At 68.3% G+C, this 23,526-nt stretch carries 24 protein-coding genes; 11 read left to right on the top strand and 13 right to left on the bottom strand.

Annotation, left to right across the window (positions count from 1 at the left end):
* From AABN02_RS19850 to AABN02_RS19830, 5 genes are all read right to left on the bottom strand, one after another.
* On the bottom strand, window positions 1-1,002 hold a 1,002-nt coding region (locus AABN02_RS19850), incomplete at its 3' end, for a histidine kinase dimerization/phospho-acceptor domain-containing protein (RefSeq protein ID WP_338416641.1).
* Window positions 999-1,433, bottom strand: a complete 435-nt coding sequence (locus AABN02_RS19845) for a hypothetical protein (protein WP_338416640.1) — start codon at window positions 1,431-1,433, stop codon at window positions 999-1,001. The genes AABN02_RS19845 and AABN02_RS19850, both read right to left, overlap by 4 nt.
* A gap of 8 nt (window positions 1,434-1,441) precedes the next feature.
* Window positions 1,442-2,710 carry a hypothetical protein gene (locus AABN02_RS19840; protein WP_338416639.1) on the bottom strand — a complete coding sequence of 423 codons (1,269 nt, stop codon included), beginning with the start codon at window positions 2,708-2,710 and terminating at the stop codon, window positions 1,442-1,444.
* A 236-nt stretch (window positions 2,711-2,946) separates the two neighbouring features.
* The gene (locus AABN02_RS19835) at window positions 2,947-4,146 is read right to left on the bottom strand and encodes a DUF1501 domain-containing protein (RefSeq protein WP_338416645.1); all 1,200 of its coding nucleotides are present in this window, start codon (window positions 4,144-4,146) and stop codon (window positions 2,947-2,949) included.
* Between the two features lie 44 nt (window positions 4,147-4,190).
* Window positions 4,191-5,684, bottom strand: coding sequence for a DUF1800 domain-containing protein (locus AABN02_RS19830; protein WP_338416638.1), 1,494 nt, complete (start codon window positions 5,682-5,684; stop codon window positions 4,191-4,193).
* A gap of 102 nt (window positions 5,685-5,786) precedes the next feature.
* Here AABN02_RS19830 and AABN02_RS19825 point away from each other — a divergent pair, with 102 nt between their 5' ends.
* From AABN02_RS19825 to AABN02_RS19815, 3 genes are all read left to right on the top strand, one after another.
* Window positions 5,787-6,464, top strand: a complete 678-nt coding sequence (locus AABN02_RS19825; RefSeq protein WP_338416637.1) for a GNAT family N-acetyltransferase — start codon at window positions 5,787-5,789, stop codon at window positions 6,462-6,464.
* A 221-nt stretch (window positions 6,465-6,685) separates the two neighbouring features.
* Window positions 6,686-7,522, top strand: a complete 837-nt coding sequence (locus AABN02_RS19820) for a DUF2726 domain-containing protein (RefSeq protein WP_338416636.1) — start codon at window positions 6,686-6,688, stop codon at window positions 7,520-7,522.
* A gap of 37 nt (window positions 7,523-7,559) precedes the next feature.
* Window positions 7,560-8,642 (top strand): serine/threonine protein kinase, encoded by a 1,083-nt coding sequence (locus AABN02_RS19815; RefSeq protein ID WP_338416635.1) that lies wholly within the window; start codon window positions 7,560-7,562, stop codon window positions 8,640-8,642.
* A gap of 25 nt (window positions 8,643-8,667) precedes the next feature.
* Here AABN02_RS19815 and htpG read toward each other — a convergent pair whose 3' ends face one another.
* On the bottom strand, window positions 8,668-10,560 hold the full coding sequence (gene htpG / locus AABN02_RS19810) for a molecular chaperone HtpG (protein ID WP_338416634.1): 1,893 nt from the start codon (window positions 10,558-10,560) through the stop codon (window positions 8,668-8,670).
* A gap of 370 nt (window positions 10,561-10,930) precedes the next feature.
* Here htpG and pilB point away from each other — a divergent pair, with 370 nt between their 5' ends.
* Genes pilB through AABN02_RS19780 form a run of 6 tightly spaced genes read left to right on the top strand, consistent with a single transcriptional unit; the run spans window position 10,931 to window position 16,422 of the window.
* Entirely contained in the window at window positions 10,931-12,655 is a 1,725-nt protein-coding gene (gene pilB / locus AABN02_RS19805) for a type IV-A pilus assembly ATPase PilB (RefSeq protein ID WP_338416633.1), read from the top strand.
* A gap of 26 nt (window positions 12,656-12,681) precedes the next feature.
* Entirely contained in the window at window positions 12,682-13,908 is a 1,227-nt protein-coding gene (locus AABN02_RS19800) for a type II secretion system F family protein (RefSeq protein WP_338416632.1), read from the top strand.
* 4 nt (window positions 13,909-13,912) lie between these two features.
* Complete coding sequence (locus AABN02_RS19795; RefSeq protein ID WP_338416631.1) at window positions 13,913-14,788, top strand: A24 family peptidase; 876 nt, start codon at window positions 13,913-13,915, stop codon at window positions 14,786-14,788.
* Window positions 14,789-14,793: 5 nt separating this feature from the next.
* Window positions 14,794-15,384, top strand: a complete 591-nt coding sequence (gene coaE, locus AABN02_RS19790; protein ID WP_338416644.1) for a dephospho-CoA kinase — start codon at window positions 14,794-14,796, stop codon at window positions 15,382-15,384.
* A gap of 54 nt (window positions 15,385-15,438) precedes the next feature.
* Window positions 15,439-16,194: a cell division protein ZapD gene (gene zapD, locus AABN02_RS19785; protein WP_338416643.1), complete on the top strand. Its 756-nt coding sequence runs from the start codon at window positions 15,439-15,441 to the stop codon at window positions 16,192-16,194.
* A gap of 18 nt (window positions 16,195-16,212) precedes the next feature.
* Window positions 16,213-16,422, top strand: coding sequence for a DNA gyrase inhibitor YacG (locus AABN02_RS19780; protein ID WP_179634127.1), 210 nt, complete (start codon window positions 16,213-16,215; stop codon window positions 16,420-16,422).
* A 1-nt stretch (window position 16,423) separates the two neighbouring features.
* On the opposite strand, the gene AABN02_RS19775 is transcribed toward AABN02_RS19780, so the two are convergent.
* The 3 genes from AABN02_RS19775 to slmA are packed head-to-tail and all read right to left on the bottom strand — an operon-like array spanning window position 16,424 to window position 18,482.
* A complete protein-coding gene (locus tag AABN02_RS19775; RefSeq protein ID WP_338416630.1) occupies window positions 16,424-16,909 on the bottom strand; it encodes an NUDIX domain-containing protein in 486 nt (161 codons plus the stop codon).
* Window positions 16,902-17,834, bottom strand: a complete 933-nt coding sequence (locus AABN02_RS19770) for an ATP-binding protein (RefSeq protein ID WP_338416629.1) — start codon at window positions 17,832-17,834, stop codon at window positions 16,902-16,904. The genes AABN02_RS19775 and AABN02_RS19770 overlap by 8 nt, the downstream gene beginning before the upstream one ends.
* A gap of 6 nt (window positions 17,835-17,840) precedes the next feature.
* Window positions 17,841-18,482, bottom strand: coding sequence for a nucleoid occlusion factor SlmA (slmA, locus tag AABN02_RS19765; RefSeq protein ID WP_338416642.1), 642 nt, complete (start codon window positions 18,480-18,482; stop codon window positions 17,841-17,843).
* A gap of 331 nt (window positions 18,483-18,813) precedes the next feature.
* On the opposite strand from slmA, the gene AABN02_RS19760 reads away from it, so the two are divergent.
* Window positions 18,814-19,254 (top strand): DUF2442 domain-containing protein, encoded by a 441-nt coding sequence (locus tag AABN02_RS19760; RefSeq protein WP_338416628.1) that lies wholly within the window; start codon window positions 18,814-18,816, stop codon window positions 19,252-19,254.
* A gap of 34 nt (window positions 19,255-19,288) precedes the next feature.
* On the opposite strand, the gene AABN02_RS19755 is transcribed toward AABN02_RS19760, so the two are convergent.
* The 3 genes from AABN02_RS19755 to AABN02_RS19745 all read right to left on the bottom strand — a co-directional run bounded on the left by AABN02_RS19755 (window position 19,289) and on the right by AABN02_RS19745 (window position 21,900).
* Window positions 19,289-19,987 (bottom strand): pyrimidine 5'-nucleotidase, encoded by a 699-nt coding sequence (locus tag AABN02_RS19755; protein ID WP_338416627.1) that lies wholly within the window; start codon window positions 19,985-19,987, stop codon window positions 19,289-19,291.
* 7 nt (window positions 19,988-19,994) lie between these two features.
* Window positions 19,995-20,897 carry an acetylglutamate kinase gene (argB, locus tag AABN02_RS19750; protein ID WP_338416626.1) on the bottom strand — a complete coding sequence of 301 codons (903 nt, stop codon included), beginning with the start codon at window positions 20,895-20,897 and terminating at the stop codon, window positions 19,995-19,997.
* A gap of 121 nt (window positions 20,898-21,018) precedes the next feature.
* Window positions 21,019-21,900 carry a BTAD domain-containing putative transcriptional regulator gene (locus tag AABN02_RS19745; RefSeq protein ID WP_338416625.1) on the bottom strand — a complete coding sequence of 294 codons (882 nt, stop codon included), beginning with the start codon at window positions 21,898-21,900 and terminating at the stop codon, window positions 21,019-21,021.
* A gap of 105 nt (window positions 21,901-22,005) precedes the next feature.
* Here AABN02_RS19745 and AABN02_RS19740 point away from each other — a divergent pair, with 105 nt between their 5' ends.
* On the top strand, window positions 22,006-23,019 hold the full coding sequence (locus tag AABN02_RS19740) for a hypothetical protein (protein ID WP_338416624.1): 1,014 nt from the start codon (window positions 22,006-22,008) through the stop codon (window positions 23,017-23,019).
* Here the strand turns inward: AABN02_RS19740 and AABN02_RS19735 are convergent.
* The gene (locus AABN02_RS19735; RefSeq protein WP_338416623.1) at window positions 22,979-23,353 is read right to left on the bottom strand and encodes a hypothetical protein; all 375 of its coding nucleotides are present in this window, start codon (window positions 23,351-23,353) and stop codon (window positions 22,979-22,981) included. The genes AABN02_RS19740 and AABN02_RS19735 overlap by 41 nt on opposite strands.
* Window positions 23,354-23,526 lie beyond the last annotated feature (173 nt).

Raw genomic sequence — 23,526 nt, 5'->3', positions numbered from 1 at the left:
CTCGATCTCCATGCGCCCGGCCTCGATCTTCGAGAAGTCCAGGATGTCGTTGAGCAGCCGCATCATGGCGTCCGCCGACGACTGCAGCGAGCGTGCAAAGTGCTTCTGCCGCGGTGCCAGCGAAGTCGACATCAGCAGTTCGGACATCCCGATGACACCGTTCATGGGCGTGCGGATCTCGTGGCTCATGTTGGCCAGAAACTGCGACTTCGCGACGCTCGCCGCTTCGGCCAGCTCCTTCGCTGCCCGCAACTCGGCGGTCCGCTGCTCGACAGTGGCTTCGACACCGGCTCGCACGTCGCGCTCGCGTTCCATGGCCAGTGCATTGGTGTCGATCAGCGCGTTCGCACTCTCGATCAGCATGCCGATTTCGTCGGATCGGTGCTGGTGGGGGATGGTCAGATGTCTCGTGGTCCCGGGCGGTATGGCGTGCAGCTTTTTCGCCAGGCGCTGCAGCGGCTTCGAGAAGAGGCGCGTGGCGGCGACGAAGAGCAACACCGCAATCAGGGCGGTCTGGCCGATCATCAGTGCCGCCAGCGTGACGGCTTCGCGGTTGGCCACGGCGGCGATGCGGTCCCCATCGCCCCGGATGCGCAGCACGCCGAGCACCTCGGATGGATCGAACGGAGACCGAAGGGGCGCCTCGATCAGCAGGCCCTCATGCCCGGGCAGCACGCCACCGCGCTGGCTGAGGCCCAGTGATTCACCATGTGCCGACTTCACCTCGGCAACCGCCACGAGATCGTTGCGAACCAGACCATCCGCGATCTCGTGCAGCAGGACCTTGTCCGATGCGTAGGCGCCGACGGCGGCCGTCTTTTCCACAGCGCGCGCCAGCCCCTCGAGTGTCTGGCGGCTGTTGTCCATGGCGCGTGAACGTCCGAGCTGGTAGGCGATCGTGCCGGCCGCTGCCGAGAACAGGATGGCCCCCAGGAGGACGGTCAGCAGGAAGCGCAGCCGAAGGCTGACGAAGCCGAATGGCCGGGCGATGCGCTCGCTCAATTCGACTCCTTGAGGACGAGCAGGATCCGCAACTGCTTGTCCGCCGGGTCCTTGCGCAGCCAGCCGATCGCCTTGGTGTTGCGCTTCAAGGTCTCGATCATCGCGGCCTCGTCGACCACGGGTTGCGGTGGCATGGTCTGCCCCGAGAACAGGAGGCGGGCCCAGAAGCTGTTGACTTGAGCGGGGCCCAGGCCGGTCAAGCGCTGGTAGAAGTCGGCGTGCATGGCGGTGTCGCGCGGCAGGTCGTAGACCTGGGCGGGATCGCCATTGCGAAAGGCGCGGTTGCGCCCCATGAACAGGTCGACGGCCTCTTTCTGGGTCAGCGTCGTCTGCGGATTGGCAGACGGCACCACCAGGTAAAAGTCAGCATGGGCAAGCGGCGCACAGAGCGCGGTGCCCAAGACCAGAAGGTGACTGAGACGGGCTTTCATGGCCACCCTCAGAACACGTAGTCCAGGACGACGGAAGTGATGTTCGCGCGGCCAGCATCACCGGTCGGGTTGGCCCACAGCAGGGCGCCGTTGGCGTCGACCTTGACATGGTCCCACTGGGCCTTGAGCGCCATCCGGGGATGGATGTCCCAGCGCCCGCCCACGGACAGGGTGGTCTGGCGGCTCGACAGGTTGGCCACGAAGGCCGCAGTCGCCCCAAGCACCTGGACCTGCTGCGCTGCCGCAGGGCCGATGGCGGGTGCCAACTGTGCCCCCCATGCCGGCGTGGCCAGGGCCGGTGTGGCATCGCTGGCCCGGCTCACCATCCCGAACCAGGTGAACGCCCCGACATGTCGGCCGATGCCGGCATAGCCGGCCATGATGGTGCCGTTTCTGAACGACATCCGGGTCAGTTCCGCCGCTGTGTGCCACTCGCCTCGCTCATAGGTCATGCCGAGCGTGGCATAGGTCAGTGGAGTGGCCGCCAAGTCCAGGGCGCTCTGCAGAGCCGTTGCTTCAGCCGAAATGCTGGAGATGGGCAAAGCCAGAACCTGGTCGAGCCCCTCGCGCAAAGCGGTGATCCCGTCGCTGTTGCGCGCGATATTGGCACGCGACCATCCGGCCCGAAGCACAAGACCATCCGATTCGCGGGTGAGCGCGAGTCCCAGCACCTTGGTGAGCGGCATCCCGACGGACTTGGAGCGCCCGGCAAAGCCTTTGGCGCGCCAGCGTGCATCGCCGACGTCCCAGGTGCGGGTGACATCCGCCCCGTCGAGGTTGCTCGGAATCGTTGCGTAATATTCGACCGGCGGCCGTGCATACAGGTAGGCGAATCCGACGTTGCGGTAGTCGGACATCACGAACTGGTCCAGGTTCAGGCGTCCCGCTCGGAACGCCAGGTCGGCCGTCGGCCGATAGGCTGCGAAGGCCCACTCCACGGCGTCGCTGGTCACTGCACTGGGAAGACGGCGCGTGGCCAGCAACTGGGCGACCCCTTCGACCTGTGCAGTCGCAACGTAGTTCAGCTGGACGCCGAGCCGAGAATCGATGTCCGCACGGGTGCTCCGCGCGCTGGCCGGCTGCTCGAGGCTTCGAAGAAAACCCCAGCCCGCCGGGGCGTCCGCGTGGGCAAGGCCGAGCGTCCCAAAACCACTGATCCGAATGCCGCTGCCTTCCGCCTCAGACTGCTGGGCCGTGCATGTGCCGGTGAACAGGCCCATCGCCGCACCGATGACTGCGACGGAAAACGTGGGACTGCCGGACTGGTGCGGGTTCATGTGCAACGACTCTGATGGGAATGGCAAATCACGAAGCAAAGAAGTGCGCGGTCATGCGTGAGCAGTTCCGGTGAATCACTTCATCTCAACATGTGACTCCCAACGACCGCGGCGTGACACGTCGTCATCGGTATCCAGCGCATGAACTTGAGCAGACGGCCAGGCGCTGGCCGCGCTGCGCGACGAGGGCGAGCGGATGCGTGCAGTGGTTCCGAGTCGAAGCTGGAAGCGCCCGGTCAGACCAGCCCGAGCCCCAGCGGCGCGACACCGTCGAACACCCGCCCGAGCTGCGCCGCCGACAACCCGTACATCTGCTGGAACAGCCCCGCGAACACGCCGCGGTACTCGTTGAGCACGGGCCAGTCCCGGTTCTGGAACAGCGTCGCCTGCCGCACGGCCACCTGCTCGCCCACGACGCGTCCGCCGCGCACCGCGCCGCCCAGCACCCACCAGGTCGAGCCGTGGCCGTGGTCGGTGCCGCGGTTGCCGTTTTCGCGGAAGGTGCGGCCGAATTCGCTGAGCACGACCACCACCGTGTCGCGCCACGCCGCCTCGCCCAGTTCCTGCGCCAGCGCGGCCAGCCCGTTGCCGAGTTCGCCGACGCGGGTGGCGAGCGCGCCGGTGCCCGCGCCCTGCCCGACGTGCGTGTCCCAGCCACCGACATCGACGAAGCCGAGCCGGTAGCGCTCGCGCATCAGGCGGCCGATGCGGCGGGCTTCGCCCTCGAAGCCGCGGGTGGTGATCGCGTTGCGGCTGGCCGCTTCCATGCCGCCCATCAGCTCGCGCTGCGCGGCCTGGCGCACGTCGAAGCCGTCGTTGACCGGGCCGGCGAGCCGCGTGCCGGCGTACATCTGGCGGATCAGCTCGGTCTGGCGTGCATCGACCCCGCCGCGGCCGACCGAGCCCAGCGCCAGATTCGGCACCTTGACCGCGCCGCGCAGGATCAGCGGCAGGTCGCTGGTCAGCGCGGTGGCGTCGCGCGCGCCGAGCACCTCGACCAGCCGGTTCAGGAAGCCGGAGCGGAAGTCGCGCACCGCAGCCGGGTCGTCGGACTGGCCGAGTTCGATGTGGTCCTGCGTCTCGAAGTGGCTGCGCGACAGGTCATGCGTGCCGGCGAAGGGGATCGCGGCGAGCTGCCCGCGTTCATAGAGCGGCAGCAGCGAATCGGCCCAGGCGGGTGCCAGCCCCCAGTCGGACTGGTCCGGCAGCGCCAGCGCAGCGTCGGCGCCACTGCCAGGGCGGGCGATGGCGATGCGCGGTCGGGCTTCGTAGTAGTCGTCGCTGCCCACCGGCACCAGCACGCTCGCCGCGTCGTAGGCCCCGCGCAGAAAGACCACCAGCAGCCGCGGCGTGGCCGCGGACGCCGCCCACAGCGCGCCCGCCCCACTCGCCAGCGGCACGGCGGCGGCCCGCTTCAGGAAATCGCGTCGCAGCAGCGTCATCGGCAGTTCCTCGGTTGGTTCCGGTCCACGGTCCAGGGTCATCGCAGCATGAACTCGGGGCACGACAGCAGCAGCGCGTGGCGGTCCTGCGGCGTGGTGGCCTTGGCGAGCACGCTGCGGGTGCGCTCGCTCAAGGGGCGCATCAGCGTCTCGTCCGGCAGCGAGGCCCCGCGCCCCGGCGCGCCAGGCAGGCGGCTCAGCGTGCGCGCCACCTCGAAACGGGCCGCCATCTGGCCGGAGCCGTTCCAGGCGCCTTCGTCGAGCGGGTAGCCGTCCGGCGTGGCGCGGCCGTAGAGCGGCTGGCCCAGGCGGTTGAGCGCATTCATCACCGGGGCCACGTCGAGCAGCGGCGCCTGCGGATCCGCCACCAGCCGCAGCGCCGACAGCACGTAGTGCACGGGATCCTTGAACTTGCGCCCCAGCGAGGCGGTGCACTCGGGCGCGGCGATCAGCGTCTCCAGCGTCAGCGCGATGTCGCCATCGGTGGCGAGAAAACGCTGGCTCAGGCGCTCGACCAGCGCGGGTGGCGGCTCGTCCGCGACCAGGAACACGGCCAGCTTGCGGCAGATGTGGCGCGCGGTCGCCGGGTGGCGGGCCAGCATGCCGAGCTGCTCCAGGATCTCGTCCCAGCCGCGCCCGCCCTTGACGGTCTGCCCGAGCACGGTCTTGTCGCCCAGGTCGTGGCGACCGGGGTGGAACTCGGTCAGCCCTTCGCGGCGGTAGAGCGGCTGCAGCTTCGGCGCCACCTTGGCCGGCGTGTCGCTCAGGTTCACACCCAGTCCGGTGAGCACGCGGGCGAGTTCCTGCACATCGCGCTGGCTGTAGCCGCCGTCCACGCCCAGCGTGTGCAGCTCCATCAGCTCGCGGGCGAGGTTCTCGTTGAGGCGACCGGCGGCGTTCTGGTCGTTGTCCAGGTAGCGCAGCATGGCTGCATGGGTCGTGCTGGCCACCAGGAGGTCGCGGAAGCGGCCCAGGACATGCGGGCGCAGGGACTGCTCGTAGTCGCCCAACAGCATGCGCACATTGGCCTTGGTCTGCCCGATGTTGAAGTGGTTGAACCAGAACCAGGCCATCTGCTCGCGCAGGCCGTGCGGCGCATGCAGCGCCAGCAGCAGCGAGCGGCTGGCCGATTCGCGCACGACGGTGGCCAGGCGCTGCTGGTAGTCCTGGCGGTCGTCGGCGCGGCGGCGCTGCTCCAGATCGGCCACCAGCGCCGGCAGCGGCATCTGGGTGATGGACATCGCGTCGATCGCCGCCTGCACCGGCGCGGGCAGCGCGGTGTCCTGCGGCGGGTGCAGCAGCGCCTGCACGGCGTCGCGGCGGCCACGCTGCGACCAATCGTCGACGCTGGCCGCGCTCGCACCCCAGGTGAGGCGGTCCAGCAGGGCCAGATCGGCGGCATCGATCGCCCGGTGTGGTGGCCGGCCGGCCGCAGCCCGCCGCCCCGAAGCTGCACAACCGGTCAGCCAAGCCGTAGTGCTCGCCACGCCAAGGCCGCCAAGGGTGCTCAGGAACGCTCTACGTTGCGACACCGGCCGCCTCCAGAAGGAAAAATGCTGCAATGCAACACGAACATGAGGGACTCTCGACTTAGGGATGGTTCGATTTAAGGGTTTACACCTACAGTCGTTCCCATGGGTACTGTAACTAACCACTCTAGGACCTCGCCCCGGTCCGGCTGGGTTCCGATCCGGCCGCTGGGCGAAGTCCATCGCACGCAGATTCTTCAGCACTTGCTGGGACTCGGCGACCGTGATCGCTACCTGCGATTCGGCTATGCGGCCAATGACGATCGCATTCGTGCGTATGCCGCATCGCTGGACTTCACACACGACGACGTGTTCGGCATCTTCAACCGGCGCCTGCACCTGGTTGCCATCGCGCACCTGGCCTACAGCCAGCTGGCCAGCGCCAACCACGGCCTGAGCCGCATGGCGGAATTTGCCGTCTCGGTCGATGACCGGGCGCGCGGCAAGGGCTTCGGCGGGCGCCTGTTCACCTACGCCGTGCGCCATGCGCGCAACCACGGCGTCGATCGCCTCTTCATCCACGCCCTGAGCGAAAACACCGCCATGCTGCGCATCGCCCGCAAGGCCGGTGCCGACATGCACCGCGACGGCGGTGAATCGGAAGCTTGGCTGCAACTGCCGCCGGATAGCCTGATGAGCCACGTCGAAGAGTTGTTCTTCAACCACGCGGCCGACCTCAACTACCTCGTGAAAGCCCAGCAACGGCGCCTCCAGTACGTCTGGGCACGGTGTCGGCAGTTCCAGCATCGGCTGCTCAGAATGCCGGGCGATGCTCCACGATAGAGACCGGATCAGCGCTGCAACGGCCTGATTCGTCGCATCCATCGCACTTTCGGCAGACCTCGTGTCTGCCGTTTTCGTTTCCGGTCCCTGAATCAGGAACACGTTTCACTCAGACAAGGTATTCACAACGAGTTACATAATTGCATAGGATGGCGCCCAAGTCCCGGCCGCTTCTGCCGATTCAGTACTGACCTGTTCACTTCATTTCCCCGGAACGCACCATGCCCACCCAAGTCTGGATCCTCGCCCTCGCCGCGATCGCCGGCATCGTCGGACTGGCGGTCCTGGTGCTGCGCCGCTCCGGCGGCGCGTCGTCCGCCAAGTCCGTCGACCTGCCCACCGAGTGGCCGCTGACCCAGCGCCCGATCTTCTCGCCCGAAGAGCGCGCGCTCTACCGCCAGCTGCGCACCGCGCTGCCGCACCACACCATCCTGGCCAAGCTGCCGCTGGTGCGTTTCTGCCAGCCGGAGGACCGCGAGGAACTGCGTTACTGGTTCAACCTGCTCGGCCCGATCCACGTGAGCTTCGTGGTCTGCGCGGAAAACGGCCGCGTGCTGGCCGCCGTGGACATCGAGCGCCCGAACCGCCCGCCGGCCAAGCGCGTCTCGGCCATCAAGCTGGCGGTGCTGGAAGCCTGCCGCATCCGCTACGTGCGCTGCCGCTCGGACCAGCTGCCCACCGCCACCGAGCTGCAGCTGCTGGTGCCCACCGGCGGCGACAGCCAGCGGCCGGGCGTCCCCGGCATGCCGCAGGAGGCAACACCCCGGCCGACCGCCAGCCAGCCCACGGCCCCGCACCACCCTGCCCCGCCCGCGCCGCCCGCCATGCCCGGCGCCGCAGCTGCCGCCGGTGGCCAGTGGTACGAGTCCGGCTTCTCGCAGGATTCGTTCTTTGCGCCGGAAACCCAGCGCGACCCCTTCGACGACACCCCCGTGCGCAGCCCCGCCGCGCCGACCGCCGGCCCGAAGAACTGGGCTGGCCCGTCCACCAGCAAGTTCCAGCCGGGCGACTTCGGCCCGCCGGGCGACGCGGGCGGCGACATCATCGGCCGCCGCTGAGGCCTGCCCAGCGCGGCGGGCTGGTCTAGGATGCGGCATGACGACCGCATCCCATGACCCCGCCCCGCTCGCCGATCAGCCCTACGCCGGCCTGACCCCGCACGCGGTGCTCGACGCGCTCGACGCCGCCGGCCTGCGCGGCGACGGCCGCATCCTGCAGCTGAACTCCTACGAGAACCGCGTCTTCCAGGTCCATCTGGAAGAAAGCCTCGACCCCGCGGCGCCGCTGCCGGGCGTGGTGGTGGCCAAGTTCTACCGCACCGGCCGCTGGAGCGACGCGCAGATCCTCGAAGAACACCGCTTCACGCAGGCGCTGGCCGCCGCCGAAGTGCCCGCCGTGCCGCCGCTGGCCCTGCGCATCGCTGACGATCTCCGCCCGGAAGCGGCTGGCATCGCACTGCTCGGCGACCCGCCCACGCTGGCCAAGCTGGACGGCTGGCGCTACGGCGTCAGCCCGCGCTGTGGCGGTCGCTCCCCCGAACTCGAAGACCCGCAGACGCTGGAGTGGATCGGCCGCTTTCTGGCGCGGCTGCACCTGGTCGGCCAGCAGGAGCGCTTCGAGCACCGCGTGACGCTGGACGGCAGCACAGCGGCGCGCGCCTCGGTGCAGTGGCTGGTGGACAGCGACCTGCTGCCCATGGGCGCGCTCGGCGGCTGGCACAGCGCCTGCCTGCGGGCGCTGGATGCGGTGGATGTGCGCTTCGAGCGCCACGGCCCGCTGGCGCTGCTGCGGATCCACGGCGACTGCCACGCCGGCAATGTGCTGTGGACCGGCCAGGGACCGCACTTCGTCGACCTGGACGACGCGGTGAACGGCCCGGCGGTGCAGGACCTGTGGATGCTGCTGGGTGGCGACCGGCAGGAGATGCAGGCGCAACTCGGCGCCTTGCTCGACGGCTACGAGACCTTCCGCGAGTTCGACCGCCGCGAGCTGGCGCTGATCGAGCCGCTGCGCACGCTGCGCATCGTCCAGCACAGCGCCTGGATCGCGCGGCGCTGGAACGACCCGGCCTTCCCGATCGCGTTCCCGAACTTCGAGAGCCCGTCCTACTGGGCGCAGCAGACGACGCAGTTGCACGAGCAGATCGAGGCGATGGCGGAAGAGCCGCTCATCGCCTGACCTGCCGCGCGACGGGCGCCCTGAATCAGCCCAGGATCAGCGCCTGGATGCGCTTGACGTGCGCCGCCGGGTCGTCGAGCTGACCGCCTTCGGCCAGCAGCGCGTTGTCGAACAGCACCTGGGCGAGGTCGTCGAAGCTGCCCGAGCCTTCCGGCAGTGCGGCGAGCTTCTTGACCAGCGCGTGGTCAGCGTTGACTTCGAGCACCGGCTTGGACGACGGCGCGGCCTGACCGGCCTGCTTGAGCAGACGGGCGAGGTGGCCGCTCATGTCGCCCTCCTCGGTCACCAGGCAAGCGGGCGAATCGACCAGGCGGGTCGTCACGCGCACGTCCTTGGCGCGTTCGCCCAGCGCGGTCTTCAGGCGGTCCAGCGTCGGCTTGAAGCCTTCGGCGGCGACTTCGGCCTGCTTCTTCTCTTCCTCGTCCTGGAGCGAGCCCAGATCGACCGCGCCCTTGGCGACGCTCTGCAGGTTCTTGCCCTCGAACTCGTAGAGGTGGCTCAGCATCCACTCGTCCACGCGGTCGGTGAACAGCAGCACCTCGATGCCCTTCTTCTTGAAGATCTCGAGCTGCGGGCTGTTCTTGGCGGCAGCCAGCGTGTCGGCGGTGATGTAGTAGATCGCTTCCTGGCCTTCCTTCATGCGCGACACGTAGTCGGCGAAGGAGACGCCCTCGTCGGCGTGCGTCGAGGCAAAGCGCAGCAGCTTGGCCAGGTGCTCCTGGTTGGTGTGGTCCTCGCCGACACCTTCCTTCAGCACCGCGCCGAACTCCTTGTAGAAGGCGGCGTACTTGGCCTGCTCGGCGGCGTCCTCGTGGTCGGCCAGCGATTCGAGCATCGACAGCACACGCTTGGTCGAGCCTTCGCGGATCGCCTTCACGTCGCGACTTTCCTGCAGCAACTCGCGGCTCACGTTCAGCGGCAGGTCGGCCGAGTCGATCACGCCCTTGACGAAGCGCAGATAGGTCGGCATCAGCGCTTCGGCGTCGTCCATGATGAAGACGCGCTTCACATAGAGCTTCACGCCGCCGCGCTTGTCGCGGTTCCACAGGTCCATCGGCGCCTTGGCCGGGATGTAGAGGAGCTGCGTGTACTCGGTGCGGCCTTCGACGCGGTTGTGCGTGTAGGCCAGCGGCGGGGTGGTGTCGTAGGTGAGCTGCTCGTAGAAGGACTTGTACTCGGCGTCGGTGATGTCGCTCTTGCTGCGCGCCCAGAGTGCTGCGGCCTTGTTGACCGGCTCCCACTCGTCCGAGATGACGTTCTCGCCCTTCTCGGCGTCCCAGCTTTCCTTGCGCATCAGCACGGGCAGCGAGATGTGGTCGCTGTACTTGCTGATGATGGACTTGAGCTTCCAGGTGGACAGGAACTCGTCCTCGCCTTCGCGGATGTGCAGGATGACATCGGTGCCGCGGTGCTCGCGGGTGATGGTCTCGACCTCGAAGTCGCCCGTGCCTTCGCTGCTCCAGCGCACGCCTTCGGTGATCGCCATACCGGCACGGCGCGATTCCACCGTGATGCGGTCGGCGACGATGTAGCCGGAGTAGAAGCCCACGCCGAACTGGCCGATCAGGTTGGCATCCTTGGCCTGCTCGCCTTCGAGCTTGCCCATGAACTCCTTGGTGCCGCTCTTGGCGATGGTGCCGAGGTGTTCGATGGCTTCCTGCGCCGACAGGCCGATGCCGTTGTCGCTGATGACGATGCGGCGGGCGGCCTTGTCGAAGCTGACACGGACTTCCAGGTTGGGCTGGTCCTCGAACAGCGCGTTGTTGTTCAGGGCCTCGAAGCGCAGCTTGTCGCAGGCGTCCGACGCGTTGGAGACCAGCTCGCGCAGGAAGATCTCCTTGTTCGAATACATCGAATGCGTGACGAGGTGCAGCAGCTGCTTCACTTCGGCCTGGAATGACAGGGTTTGCTTGTCCATGGTCGGTCGGGTCTCTCTTGGCTCTCTTGGGGGGTTCCGGTGGCCTGTGGCTGCCCCGGATGGCTTGGAGGATGGGGGCTGGCGCAGCCATTTCAAGGGCAGGCGCTGCGTCGCACAGGCCCCGTCACTGACGTGATTTTTCTCGCTGATTTGAAAGAAATTGATACAGCAAGGCCCTCTGGACGACAGGTGGCTGTCCGGGAGCGAGGCGGCTGCGTTACAAGCGGACCCTCGGACAGCCGGAGCCTGACTTCGACCGCCCGGGGCTGCCCGGGGTTGCCCGACGTGATTTACAGCACGGGCCGGATCACCGATCATCCGCCATTCGATTTTCAATTCCGACCCACATCCCGCCGTTCCGACCGACCCCGTGGCAACCGACACCCTCAACGATGGACCTCAGAGCACCCTGTCCGGGGTGGCGCGCGTGCTGGTGCACGCCGGCAAGATCACCTCGCGGGTGGCAGAAGACCTGGCGCGCACGGCCCGTGAGCAGCGCCGCAGCTTTGTCTCCGCTGCGGTCGCCGCGCAGGCCCTGAGCCCGGCCGATCTGGCGCATTCGCTGTCGACGGCGCTCGCCATTCCGCTGCTGGATCTGGATGTCGTCGACGTCACCCGCCTGCCGCAGAACCTGGTCGACACGCGCACGCTGTCGCAGTACCAGGTGCTGGTGCTGGGCAAGCGCGGCAACCGGCTGTTCATCGGCGGCGCCGACCCGACCGACCAGGAAGCGGTCGACCGCATCAAGTTCGCCACGCAGCTCACGCCCGAGTGGGTCATCGTCGAGTACGACAAGCTGGCCCGCATCGTCGACGCCAAGACCACCTCGGCCAATGACGCGCTGGACTCGATCGTCTCGGGCGAGTTCGATTTCGACGTCGAGGAACAGGACCCCAACGCCAAGCCCGACGAGGAAGTCACCGCCGAGGTCGAGGACGCGCCCGTCGTGCGCTTCCTGCAGAAGATGCTGATCGACGCGATCAACATGCGCGCGTCCGACCTGCACTTCGAGCCCTACGAGAACACCTACCGGGTGCGCTTCCGCATCGACGGCGAACTGCGCGAGATCACGCAGCCGCCGATCGCGATCAAGGACAAGCTGGCCTCGCGCATCAAGGTCATCAGCCGGCTGGACATCGCCGAGAAGCGCGTGCCGCAGGACGGCCGCATGAAGCTGAAGTTCGGCAACAAGGCGATCGACTTCCGGATCTCGACGCTGCCGACGCTGTTCGGCGAGAAGATCGTGATCCGTATTCTGGATCCGTCCTCGGCCAAGCTCGGCGTCGACGCGCTGGGCTACGAGCGCGACGAGAAGGATCGGCTGCTCGCGGCGATCAAGCGGCCCTACGGGATGATCCTGGTCACCGGCCCGACCGGCTCGGGCAAGACGGTGTCGCTCTACACCTGCCTGAACATCCTGAACCAGCCCGGCATCAACATCTCGACCGTGGAAGACCCGGCCGAAATCAACCTGCCCGGCGTCAACCAGGTCAACGTCAACGACAAGGCGGGGATGAACTTCGCCACCGCGCTGAAGGCCTTCCTGCGCCAGGATCCGGACGTGATCATGGTCGGCGAAATCCGCGACCTCGACACGGCCGACATCGCGATGAAGGCCGCACAGACCGGCCACCTGGTGCTGTCCACGCTGCACACCAACGACGCGCCGACGACGCTGACCCGGCTGCTCAACATGGGCGTGCCGCCGTTCAACATCGCCGCCAGCGTGATCCTGATCACCGCGCAGCGGCTCGCGCGGCGGCTGTGCGAGAACTGCAAGGCGCCCGCCGATTTCCCGCGCGAGGCGCTGCTGCGCGCCGGCTACAAGAGCGAAGAACTCGACGGCAGCTGGAAGCCCTACAAGGCGATCGGCTGCTCGGCCTGCAACAACGGCTACCGCGGACGGGTGGGCCTGTACCAGGTCATGCCGATCACGGAGGCGATCCAGCGCATCATCCTGGCGCAGGGCAATGCGCTGGACATCGCCACCCAGGCCCAGCGCGACGGCGTGCGTGACCTGCGCGGGTCGGGCCTGCTCAAGGTTCGCGCGGGGGTGACGACACTGGAAGAAGTGATTTCGGTCACCAACCAATGAGCCGGTGACCGGCGGACGGAGACGCAATGGCCACAGCGGCTGCATCAGCATCGAAGAAGGTCAAGGACTTTGTCTTTGAATGGGAAGGTCGCGACCGCAACGGCAAGGCCGTGCGCGGCGAGATGCGCGCCGGCGGCGAGGCCATGGTCAGTGCCAGCCTGCGCCGGCAGGGCGTGCTGGTCAACAAGGTCAAGAAGCGCCGGATGTCGGGCGGCAAGGCGATCAAGGGCAAGGACATCGCGATCTTCACGCGGCAGCTCTCCACCATGCTGCGCTCGGGCGTGCCACTGCTGCAGGCCTTCGACATCGTGGCACGTGGCAGCCCGAATCCGCGCCTGACGCGCATGCTCAACGACATCCGTGGCGATGTGGAGACGGGCACCAGCCTGTCCGCAGCGCTGCGCCGGCATCCGCTGCATTTCGACGCGCTCTACTGCAATCTGGTCGAAGCCGGCGAATCCGCCGGCATCCTGGACGCCCTGCTCGACCGCCTGGCGACCTACCAGGAAAAGACCATGGCGCTGAAGCAGAAGATCAAGTCGGCGCTGGTCTATCCGGTGGCGGTGCTGGTCGTGGCCTTCGTCGTGGTGGCGGTGATCATGATCTTCGTGATCCCCTCGTTCAAGCAGATCTTCACCTCCTTCGGTGCCGACCTGCCGACCCCGACGCTGATCGTGATCGCGATTTCGGAGGTCTTTGTCCAGTACTGGTGGTTGATCTTCGGCAGCATCGCCGGTGCGATCTACTTCCTCATCGAGAGCTGGCGCCGCTCGCCCAAGATGCAGGTTGCGCTGGACCGGGCGCTGCTCAAGATGCCGGTGTTCGGCGATCTGGTGCACAAGGCCACGGTCGCGCGCTGGTGCCGCACGCTGTCCACCATGTTCGCCGCTGGCGTGCCGCTGGTGGAGGCGCTGGACTCGGTCGGTGGCGCCTCGGGCAATGCGGTGTTCGCGCAGGCCACCGAGCAGATCCAGCGCGACGTGGCCACCGGCGCGGCACTGACCTCGTCGATGCAGTCCACCGGACTCTTCCCGAGCATGGTGCTGCAGATGAGCGCGATCGGCGAGGAGTCCGGCTCGCTCGACCAGATGCTCGGCAAGGTCGCCGACTTCTACGAGCAGGAAGTGGACGAGGCAGTCAAGGGACTGTCGACGCTGATGGAGCCGATCATCATCGTGATCCTGGGCACCATCATCGGCGGCATCGTGGTCGCCATGTACCTGCCGATCTTCAAGCTTGGTCAGGTGGTCTGAGCGCATGGAATTCGATCCCGTGGCGATGGCCTCGCTGCTGTCGCCGGCCGCCCTCGCGCTGTTCGGGCTGTGCATCGGCAGCTTCATCAACGTGGTGGTGCACCGGCTGCCGCTGATGATGGAGCGGCAGTGGCGCACCGAGAGCGCCGAGCTGCTCGGCGTCGAAGCCGCCCACCCACCGGGCGACGATGGCTCACCACTGAGCCTGGCGCGCCCCCGCTCGCGCTGCCCGCACTGCGGCCACGTGCTGCACTGGCACGAGAACATCCCGCTGCTCGGCTGGCTGCTGCTGCGCGGGCGCTGCTCGGCCTGCCGCGCCCCGATCAGCAAGCGCTATCCGCTGGTCGAAGCCGGCTGCGGGCTGCTGTTCGCCGCGATCGGCTGGCGCTTCGGCGCGCAGCCGGTGACGCTGCTGTGGTGCGCCTTCGCGGCCATGCTGCTGGCCATGTCGCTGATCGACTGGGACACCACGCTGCTGCCCGACTCGATGACCCAGCCGCTGGCCTGGGCCGGCCTGATCGCCGCGGCGATGGGCTGGATTCCGCTGACGCTGAGCCAGTCGCTCTGGGGCGCGGTGGCTGGCTACCTGAGCCTGTGGAGCATCTTCTGGCTCTTCAAGCTCGCCACCGGCAAGGACGGCATGGGCGCCGGTGACTTCAAGCTGCTCGCGGCACTGGGCGCCTGGCTCGGTCCGTCGATGCTGCTGCCGATCGTGCTGGGTGCCTCGCTGCTGGGTGCGGTGGTGGGCATCAGCATGAAGCTCAGCGCCAGTCTGCGTGAAGGCCGCTACGTGCCCTTCGGGCCATTCCTGGCGGGTGGCGGCGCGGTCGTGCTGCTGGCCGGCAGCGAGCGGGTGATGCGGTGGATGGGCTGGGCGTGAACCCGGTGCGCCGCGTCGGCCTGACCGGCGGCATCGGCAGCGGCAAGAGCACCGTCTGCCGCATCCTGCGTGACCTGGGCGCCTGGGTCGTCGACACCGACGCCATCGCCCACCGCCTCACCGCCCCCGGCGGACGGGCCATCCCCGCCATCGCCGCGCAGTTCGGCGCCGAGGTGATCGCCGACAACGGCGCGATGGACCGCACCCGCATGCGCGAGCGGGTCTTCGCCGATCCGGCGCAGCGCCGCGCACTGGAAGCCATCCTGCATCCGATGATCGGCGAGGACACCCGCGCCGAGGCCGCTGCGGCGCCGGAGGGCGCGATCGTCGTGTTCGACGTGCCGCTGCTGGTCGAGTCCGGCCGCTGGCGCGACCGGGTGGACCGGATCCTGGTGGTCGACTGTGCTGTCGAGACGCAGATCGCCCGCGTCATGCAGCGCAATGGCTGGACTGCCGAGGCCGTGCAGCGCATCATCGACCAGCAGGCCAGCCGGGCACAGCGGCTGGCGGTGGCCGATGACGTGATCGTCAACGACGGGCTGGAACTGGAAGAATTGGCGGCCGAAGTTCGAAGGATCTGGTCCGGCTGGCTGTGAAACAATGGTTTCGAACGGGCCGCGCCAGCGCCCGGACCGTGGGAGCGCATGGCCTTGATCTACTACGAATACCCTTTCACTGAAGGCATCCGCACGATGCTGCGGCTGGAGCGTCTGTTCACACGTCTGGCACAGCTCGTGCCGCGTGACTCCGCCACCGACCACCACTACGCCTTGGCGACGCTGTTCGAGATCATGGACGTGACCTCGCGCACCGATTTCCGCGCCGACCTGCTGCAGGAACTGGCCCGCCAGCACGAAATTTTCGAGGGCTACCGTGGCAATCCGTCGATCTCGGAAGGGGCGCTCAACCTCGCCATCGACCGCATCAGCAGCGCCCACCGCCGGCTGCAGGCGACCGCCGCCAAACCCGAGCAGACACTGTCCTCCAACGAGTGGCTCATGAGCGTGCGCAGCCGGATCAACATTCCCGGCGGCACCTGCGAGTTCGACCTGCCCGCCTACTTCGCCTGGCAGCAGGAACCGGCCAACCGGCGCCGGCACGACCTGCTGCGCTGGGTCGGCGTGCTGGACCCGCTGGCGGAAGCGCTGGAGGTGAACCTCGGCCTGCTGCGCGAGGCGGGGGTGACGCAGATGGTGCCGTTCCGCAGCGGCCTGTTCCAGCAGAACCTGACCGGCAGCCGCCCGCTGCTGCTGGCGCGGCTGCAGGTCGATCCTGGCGCGCACCTGATCCCCGAGATCAGCGGCAACCGCGTGCTGCTGGCGATCCGGCTGACCCGCGCCGACCACGAGGGCAAACTGCGCCCGATGACCGACAGCGTCCAGCTCCCGCTGACGCTGTGCGCCTGAACCGCTTCACGTCACCGCATGAATCCGAACGACACCCCGGCCGGCGCGACACGCCCGGCCCCGCAAGTGCCCTGCCCGACCTGCCGCGAGCTGACGCTGTTCGCGCCCAGCAATCCGTGGCGCCCCTTCTGCAGCGAACGCTGCCGCCAGCGCGACTTCGGCGCCTGGGCGAGCGAGTCCTTCCGCGTCGCCGCGGTCGAGCCGCCGGACGACCAGGGCAGCCCCTGACTCAGACGCTGGCGTCGCGGTGCGTCGGTCCGGTGTGGCCGCGCTCTTCGGCGAACCACTGCAGCACCGGGACCGTGCCCGGCAGCACCGGCACCACGGCCACCGGCAGCGTCTGCCAGGCCATCTGCTGCGCCTCGCGCATCTCGAAGGCGCCGGTCCAGACGAACACCTTGCAGAAGTGCAGCCGCACCCGCGCGTGCGGGTAGTCCATGACGAGCTGCTGCCAGGGCTGCACCGCGTCCGGCCCGTGGCCGATGGTGATGCCGAGTTCCTCGTGCAGCTCGCGGCGCAGCGCGTCTTCCACCGATTCGCCGGCTTCGAGCTTGCCACCCGGGAACTCCCAGTAACCGGCGTAGACCTTGCCCTCGGGGCGCGAGGTCAGCAGGAAACGGCCTTCCCGACCGGCGGCATCGCGCTCGATCAGCACGCCGACGGCGACGTCCACCGGCGTGCGCTCGCCAGCCACCACCGCCGCGGCCTCAGGCATGGTCGAGACCGTCCGGCACGTCCTGGCTGATCGCCGGTGCGCCCGCAGCCGCGTCCGTCGGGAGCGCATGGCTGCCCGCGTAGTCACGCGCGAACTGGTAGGCGACACGCCCGGACCGCGAGCCACGCTCCAGCGCCCACAGCAGCGACGGCTGGCGTGCGGCCTCGATCGCCGCTTCGGTCACGCCAAAATGCCGCAGCCACTGGCCGACGATGGTCAGGTACTCGCGCTGGCTGAACGGGTAGAAGCTCACCCACAGGCCGAAGCGCTCGGACAGCGACACCTTCTCCTCCACCGCCTCGCCGGGGTGCATGTCGCCGTCGTCGGTGTAGGTGGCGCCAAGGTTGTCCTTCATCTGCTCGGGCAGCAGGTGGCGGCGGTTGCTGGTGGCGTAGATCAGCACGTTGTCGCTGGTCTGCGCGACCGTGCCGTCCAGGATGGACTTCAGCGCCTTGTAGCCGGACTCGCCCTCGTCGAAGCTGAGGTCGTCGCAGTAGACGATGAAGCGCTCGGGGCGCTCGGCGATCAGGTCGACGAGGTCCGGCAGGTCGGTGAGATCCGCCTTGTCCACCTCGATCAGGCGCAGGCCCTGGTCGGCGAAGGTGTTCAGGCAGGCCTTGATGAGCGAACTTTTGCCCGTACCCCGCGCGCCGGTCAGCAGCACGTTGTTGGCGGGGCGGCCGGCGACGAACTGCGCGGTGTTGCGCAGCAGGCGCTCCTTCTGCGTGTCCACTTCCTTCAGGTCGGCGAGTGCGAGCGGCGCGATGTGGCGCACCGGCTCCAGCACGCCGCCCTGACCGCGCTTGCGGTAGCGGAAGGCGATGGACGCGTTCCAGTCCGGCGCGCTCAACGGGTGGGGCAGGACGGCTTCGAGGCGCGCCAGCAGCGCCTCGGCCCGGGTGATCAGGCTGGTGAAATCGCTCATGTGGCCTCAGTGAATCATCATCTGCAGCGACGCGTCGAGGTGCTCGACCGGGCTGCGCTTGAAATCGGAACGGGCAAAGCGCTGCAGGCGCCCGAGGCAGTAACTGGTGAGCATCGACGCCTGCGCGGCGGCCTCGGCGGTCGGGGCGAGCGAGCCGCGCGCATCGGCGGCCAGGCGCAGGCTCTGGCGCAGCAGCGACTCGATGCGGTCAAAAAACTGGTTGATGCGCGCCTGCAGCCGCTCGTGTTCGAGCACCAGCGCGTCGCCCACCATCACCCGCGCCATGCCCGGGTTCTTCTCGGCGAACTGCAGCAGCACGGCGACGCTGTGCGCGGCCTGCACGCGCGGGTCCGGCTCGCGCTCGATGATCTGGTTGACGAGCGTGAAGACGCTGGACTCGATGAACTCGATCAGGCCCTCGAACATCTGCGCCTTGCTGGCGAAGTGGCGGTAGAGCGCCGCCTCGCTCACGTCCAGGCGGCTGGCCAGCGCGGCGGTGGTGATGCGCTCGCCGCCGGGCTGCTCCAGCATCTGCGCCAGCGCATGCAGGATCTGCACACGACGCTCGCCCGGCTTGGGCCGCTTGCGCACGGGCGCCGCGGCGGGCGCTGCGTTGGACGGGCTGGCGGAATCGGGGGTGTCGGGCATCGGATCGAGCACGGGGTCGGAGCGTCAAGGGTGGATCGGCGGACCTCAGCGCCAGCGGGCCAGCGCCTGAAGGCTGCGGATTCTGGCACACGTGTGCATTGGCGGATGGGCGGCAAACGGGTGCGGCAGGCCCATAAAACCCAAGGACCATTGGGTTAACATGGCACATGCCCACAGTTCTCCCTGCGCTCAACGGCTGGCGTGTGGTGATCTACACCAACGACCACCGGCCACCGCACGTGCATGTGCTCGGCCCTGAAGGCATTGCGGGAAATCGAAGCCTATCTGCTGACCCACCTGGCCCACCTCGGACGCGAATGGGCACGCTGGCATGACCACCGCTGAACAGGAGCTGTCGATGATTGATGAAGCCACTTTCGCCAAGGCATCCGAAGCTGGACGCCGCACGCTGGCACGGGGACCACTGGCCACATCCGCCCGGCACGATGCAGGCCGCATCCACGTCGAACTCGACAACGGCTGCGCATTCGAATTTCCGGTGGCGCTGGCAGAGGGTCTCGCTGGCGCAGCCTCGTCGGATCTGGAGACCATCGAAATCTCCGCAGCCGGACTCGGCCTGTACTGGCCCAGGCTGGACGCCGATCTGTACGTCCCCGCACTGGTGCGAGGGGTTCTCGGCACTCGGCATTGGATGGGCCAGATCGGCGCACTCGGTGGCCGATCTGCAACCCCAGCCAAAGCCGATGCTGCCCGTGCCAACGGCAAGCTGGGCGGGCGCCCACGCAAGCCGCGCGCGTCCGAAGCCGCCTGAATCCAGACGGGCTGGCGTCGCAGCGGCGCGCTGCTCAACGCCAGCGGGTCAATGCCAGCAAGCTGCGCACACGGGCACACACATAAACCGGCCGCCGCGCCAGCGCCAGCCCCGCTTCCGGCCCATGGATCCCGTCGCGCAGCCACCGCTGCATCCACACCGTGCGCATGCCGATGCGCCGCGCCGCCTTCTGGTGGCCGACCGTGTCCTCGACCAGCACGCAGCGATGCACCGGCACCTTCAGCCGTACCGCGATCGTGCGCAGCATCCGCGCGTCCGGCTTCGGGCGCAGGTGGCCGAACATCGCCATCTGCTCGATGCCGATCACGCCGTCGAAGTAGCGCCCGAGGCCGAGTGCCGCCATCACCCGCTCGGCGTAGGCCTGCGGCGCGTTGGTGAGGATGAACTTGGGGCCACGCAGACGGCCCAGCGCGGCGAGGTCGTGCGGGTGGCTGCGCAGACGCGCCTCCAGACCTGGCAGCGCGTGGGTGTCGTGCAGAAAGTGCGCCGCCTTGACACCATGGTGGCGCACCAGCCCGAGCAGCGTGGCGCCGTAGCGCTGCCAGTAGCGCCCGCGCAGGCGCTCGGCTTCGGCCCGGCTCAGCGCGAGTTCGCGCTCCATGTAGACCGTCATCGACTCGGTGATCTGCGCGAACGCGGCGCCGCCGGCGTCGTGCAGGGTGTTGTCGAGGTCGAAGAGCCAGACCGGTGCCCCAGCCTTGCCGCGCGGCATCGGCACCTCAGCGCGCCCGGATCATCGTCCCGAAGGCCTGGTCCGTCAGGATCTCCAGCAGCAGCACATGCGGCACGCGCCCATCGACGATGTGCACCGCATTCACGCCGCACTTGGCCGCGTCGATCGCGCCGGCGATCTTCGGCAGCATCCCGCCCGAGATCGTGCCGTCCTCGACCAGTTCGTCGATGCGGCGCGAGGTCAGCTCGGTCAGCAGGTTGCCGGCCTTGTCGAGCACGCCCTTGATGTTGGTCAGCAGCATCAGCTTTTCGGCCTTGAGGATCTCGGCCAGCTTGGACGCCACCAGGTCGGCGTTGATGTTGTAGCTCTCGTTCTGCTCGCCGAAGCCGATCGGGCTGATGACGGGGATGAACTGGTCGTCCTGCAGCGCCTTGACGACACTCGGATCGATCGACTCGATCTCGCCGACCTGGCCGACGTCGTGCTCGACCGTCGGGTCGTTCAGGTCATGCAGCTTGAGCTTGCGGGCGCGGATCATGGCGCCGTCGCGTCCGGTGAGACCGACCGCCTTGCCGCCAGCGGCGTTGATCAGGCCGACGATGTCCTGCTGCACCTCGCCGCCGAGCACCCACTCGACCACGTCCATCGTTTCCTGGTCGGTGACGCGCATGCCTTGGATGAAGGTACCCTTCTTGCCGATCTTGGCGAGCGCCGCATCGATCTGCGGGCCGCCGCCGTGCACGACGATCGGGTTGATGCCGACCAGCTTGAGCAGCACCACGTCCTCGGCGAAGGCCTGCTGCAGCGCCGGGTCGGTCATCGCGTTGCCGCCGTACTTGATGACCATGGTCTTGCCATGGAACTTGCGGATGTAAGGCAGGGCTTGGGCGAGGATCTCGGCCTTGTCGCGCGAGGCGATGTGGGACAGGTCGGCGGGGGCTTGGGTCATGGGGGCTCCGGGGCGGGACTAGGGCACAAACAGGATTCCGGATGGCGGACACCATCCGAAGCGTGCATCGGATGATTCTAGTGTCGCCACCGTCCCGCAGCGCTCGCCTGTGACCGCCGCTTCAGTGGATGCGCGGCAGCAGACCGGGCACGCCATCCCCCCCGGCTGGCGGCACCGCCGCACCAGCGACCGCCGCCATCTGCTCGAACATCTCCACCCGCGTGGGCAGCGTGTCCGCATGGATGCGCACATAGAGCGCGTAGCAGCGGGCCGACGGCCGGGCGCCGAACTGCTCGGCCAGCGCCGCGGCACACTCGGCGTACTGGCGCAGCGCCGCGGTGCGCTCGCCCTGGCCGGCCAGCATCCGCATCAGGGCCATGTGGGCGGCCTCGTCGGCGCCGTCGATGTGCAACAGCGCCCGCGCGTGGCGGATCGCCGTGTCGATCTCGCCGGCGGCTTCGCTGGCATGCACCAGCTCGCGCTGCAGCGCCAGCGCCATCGCCGACGCGTGCTGGCGCTGCAGGGCACACCAGCGCTCGAACTCGTCGCAGCCCGGCAACGCGAAGTCCGCCAGCAGCCCGCCGCGCCACACCCGCGCCCCGGCCAGCCGGCACGCGGCGGGTGCACCCGGCAGCAGCGCATCGGTCAGCAGTTCCAGATCGGAGAGGACGGTCGTCCCCACGCCCGCGAAGCCGACGCGGCGGGCGTCGATGTCCAGCACGCCCGGCAGCACCCTGCGCAGCGCCGACAGCGCCACGCGCAGATTGGCGCGCGCCGCCTCTTCCGGCCAGTCGCCCCACAGCAGCCGCGCCAGCACCGTGCGGCAGACCGCGTGGCCCTCGACGGCAATCACGTAGAGCAGCGCCTGCTGCTTGTCCGGCAGGCGCCGGGCCAGATCGGTGCCCCGCCACCAGAGCTGCGGCGGGCCGAGCAGGCCCATCCGCAGCACCGCAGGCAGCGAAGAAGTGAACAATTCGCAGCGTTGTTCGTGTCCTGTCAACATGGCCCCTCCCGAGGATCTCGTTGCTCCGATTCTGCGCATTTGTCAAACGAGCAAAAGTCCCGAAAATGGGGACTGCTTCGATCTGGAGCAAGGGAGAACGACCGTATGCGCTATCGCCTGGCACAGGACGGAGACCTGCCCGCCTGCCTCGATCTGCTCGACAACAATGGACGCTGCGTGTTGTCGCCGCGGGTGCGCGAACACCTGCCGCAGCTGTGGGCCGACTGGCTGGCGCAGGACCGGCGCTACCCCAAGTCCTTCGTGGTCTGGGAAGACCTGCGCACGCCGCACGGCCCGCGTCTGGAGGCCATCGGCACCAGCCATTTCGTGCGCGACGAGGTCCATGACGCGCTGATGCGCACGCCCCAGCCCTACCTGATGGACCGCCTGTACGGCATGGTGCTCGACGGTCACCAGCCCTTCCTCGACCAGCGCGAGATCGCGCGCGCCAACGCCGGGGAGGGCCTGAGCCTGCTGATGACGCTCTACCTGCAGCGCGAGCACGACCTAACGCACCCGGACAGCCAGCGCCTGATGCCACTCGGCCCGGCGGCCTGGTACTTCTGCCATGCCGGCTTCAACGTGCGCCGACTGCTGGGCGAGGTCTACGGCCGGCCGAGTGGCGCCTACATGACGGCGGGTGGCTTCCGTTTGGCCCACGTCTTCGATGCCGCCGAGGGCCTGCCGCCCGACAGCGAGCCGCACCAGCACGTACTCGACCGCAGCGACCAGCCTCCGGGCGCCCTCCACCCGCTGTCGCTGTGGCTGCTGCACCCGCGCGCGCCAGCGCTCAGCCTGCCGGCGTCGCTTCAGACCGTGGTCATCCACGCCCTGCAAGGCGAGACCGACCGCGCCATCGCCCATCGGCTGGGTATCTCCGCCGATGCGGTCAAGCAGGCGTGGCGCGGCATTCTCAAGACCATGTCCGCGCACATGCCGGACTTGTGCAGGGACACCACGAACGCGACCGCGGACGGCTCGCCCCCCGTGCGCGGCAGCGAACACCGGCGCATCGTCATCGAGTACCTGCGCCAGCACATGGAGGAGCTGCGTCCTTGGTCAGATCCCACCCGCGGGGTCAGGCGCGCCGCATCGCCAGCCGCGCCCAGGCCACGGTGAAGAAGCCGTAGATCACCACGGTGGACCAGCCCAGCGCGTTCACCGTGCCCGCCATCACCCCCTGCAGGCTCACCAGCAGCCCGCAGAGTTCCGCCGCCGCCAGCAGGCGCGCAGCGGTTTGCTGCACACCGTCGGGGCGGATCTCGCGAAAGCCCCACATCGCCGCCGCAAAGGCGATCAGCGTCACACCGAAGTAGCGCCCCATCAGCGCCAGCGCCGCGCCCACCGGCGTCATGCCGTAGAGCGCCAGCATCGGCTGCGGCAGCAGGGCAAAGCCCAGGCCGAACGGCAGCGTCACGAGTGTGCCAACGAGGCACAGCGTCCGGTAGTCCATTGCAATCTCCTGTCCCGGCGTGCAGCGGGTGGGTATCCGTCCGGGCAAGTCACCTCCTGATTAGCAATGATCTTCAGCAAGGCCCCAGCCGACGATCAGGCGTAGCGTAGAAGGCAGACAAAGCGCAGGAGCGAGCACATGCCGATGAACCGAATCCAGTTCCAGCAAGGGAT

Origin of the sequence: uncultured Sphaerotilus sp. (genome assembly GCF_963924895.1) — a bacterium.
GTDB lineage: Bacteria > Pseudomonadota > Gammaproteobacteria > Burkholderiales > Burkholderiaceae_C > Sphaerotilus.
The sequence above is the reverse complement of the archived record's forward strand: the minus strand, read 5'-3'. Positions and strand labels throughout refer to the sequence as shown.

Coding starts and splice junctions, on each gene's coding strand:
- AABN02_RS19845 (WP_338416640.1), bottom strand. CDS start 1,433: ATGAAAGCCCGTCTCAGTCACCTTCTGGTCTTGGGCACCGCGCTCTGT.
- AABN02_RS19840 (WP_338416639.1), bottom strand. CDS start 2,710: ATGAACCCGCACCAGTCCGGCAGTCCCACGTTTTCCGTCGCAGTCATC.
- AABN02_RS19825 (WP_338416637.1), top strand. CDS start 5,787: ATGGGTACTGTAACTAACCACTCTAGGACCTCGCCCCGGTCCGGCTGG.
- AABN02_RS19820 (WP_338416636.1), top strand. CDS start 6,686: ATGCCCACCCAAGTCTGGATCCTCGCCCTCGCCGCGATCGCCGGCATC.
- AABN02_RS19815 (WP_338416635.1), top strand. CDS start 7,560: ATGACGACCGCATCCCATGACCCCGCCCCGCTCGCCGATCAGCCCTAC.
- htpG (WP_338416634.1), bottom strand. CDS start 10,560: ATGGACAAGCAAACCCTGTCATTCCAGGCCGAAGTGAAGCAGCTGCTG.
- AABN02_RS19800 (WP_338416632.1), top strand. CDS start 12,682: ATGGCCACAGCGGCTGCATCAGCATCGAAGAAGGTCAAGGACTTTGTC.
- AABN02_RS19795 (WP_338416631.1), top strand. CDS start 13,913: ATGGAATTCGATCCCGTGGCGATGGCCTCGCTGCTGTCGCCGGCCGCC.
- AABN02_RS19780 (WP_179634127.1), top strand. CDS start 16,213: ATGAATCCGAACGACACCCCGGCCGGCGCGACACGCCCGGCCCCGCAA.
- AABN02_RS19775 (WP_338416630.1), bottom strand. CDS start 16,909: ATGCCTGAGGCCGCGGCGGTGGTGGCTGGCGAGCGCACGCCGGTGGAC.
- AABN02_RS19770 (WP_338416629.1), bottom strand. CDS start 17,834: ATGAGCGATTTCACCAGCCTGATCACCCGGGCCGAGGCGCTGCTGGCG.
- slmA (WP_338416642.1), bottom strand. CDS start 18,482: ATGCCCGACACCCCCGATTCCGCCAGCCCGTCCAACGCAGCGCCCGCC.
- AABN02_RS19760 (WP_338416628.1), top strand. CDS start 18,814: ATGACCACCGCTGAACAGGAGCTGTCGATGATTGATGAAGCCACTTTC.
- AABN02_RS19755 (WP_338416627.1), bottom strand. CDS start 19,987: ATGCCGCGCGGCAAGGCTGGGGCACCGGTCTGGCTCTTCGACCTCGAC.
- argB (WP_338416626.1), bottom strand. CDS start 20,897: ATGACCCAAGCCCCCGCCGACCTGTCCCACATCGCCTCGCGCGACAAG.
- AABN02_RS19745 (WP_338416625.1), bottom strand. CDS start 21,900: ATGTTGACAGGACACGAACAACGCTGCGAATTGTTCACTTCTTCGCTG.
- AABN02_RS19740 (WP_338416624.1), top strand. CDS start 22,006: ATGCGCTATCGCCTGGCACAGGACGGAGACCTGCCCGCCTGCCTCGAT.
- AABN02_RS19735 (WP_338416623.1), bottom strand. CDS start 23,353: ATGGACTACCGGACGCTGTGCCTCGTTGGCACACTCGTGACGCTGCCG.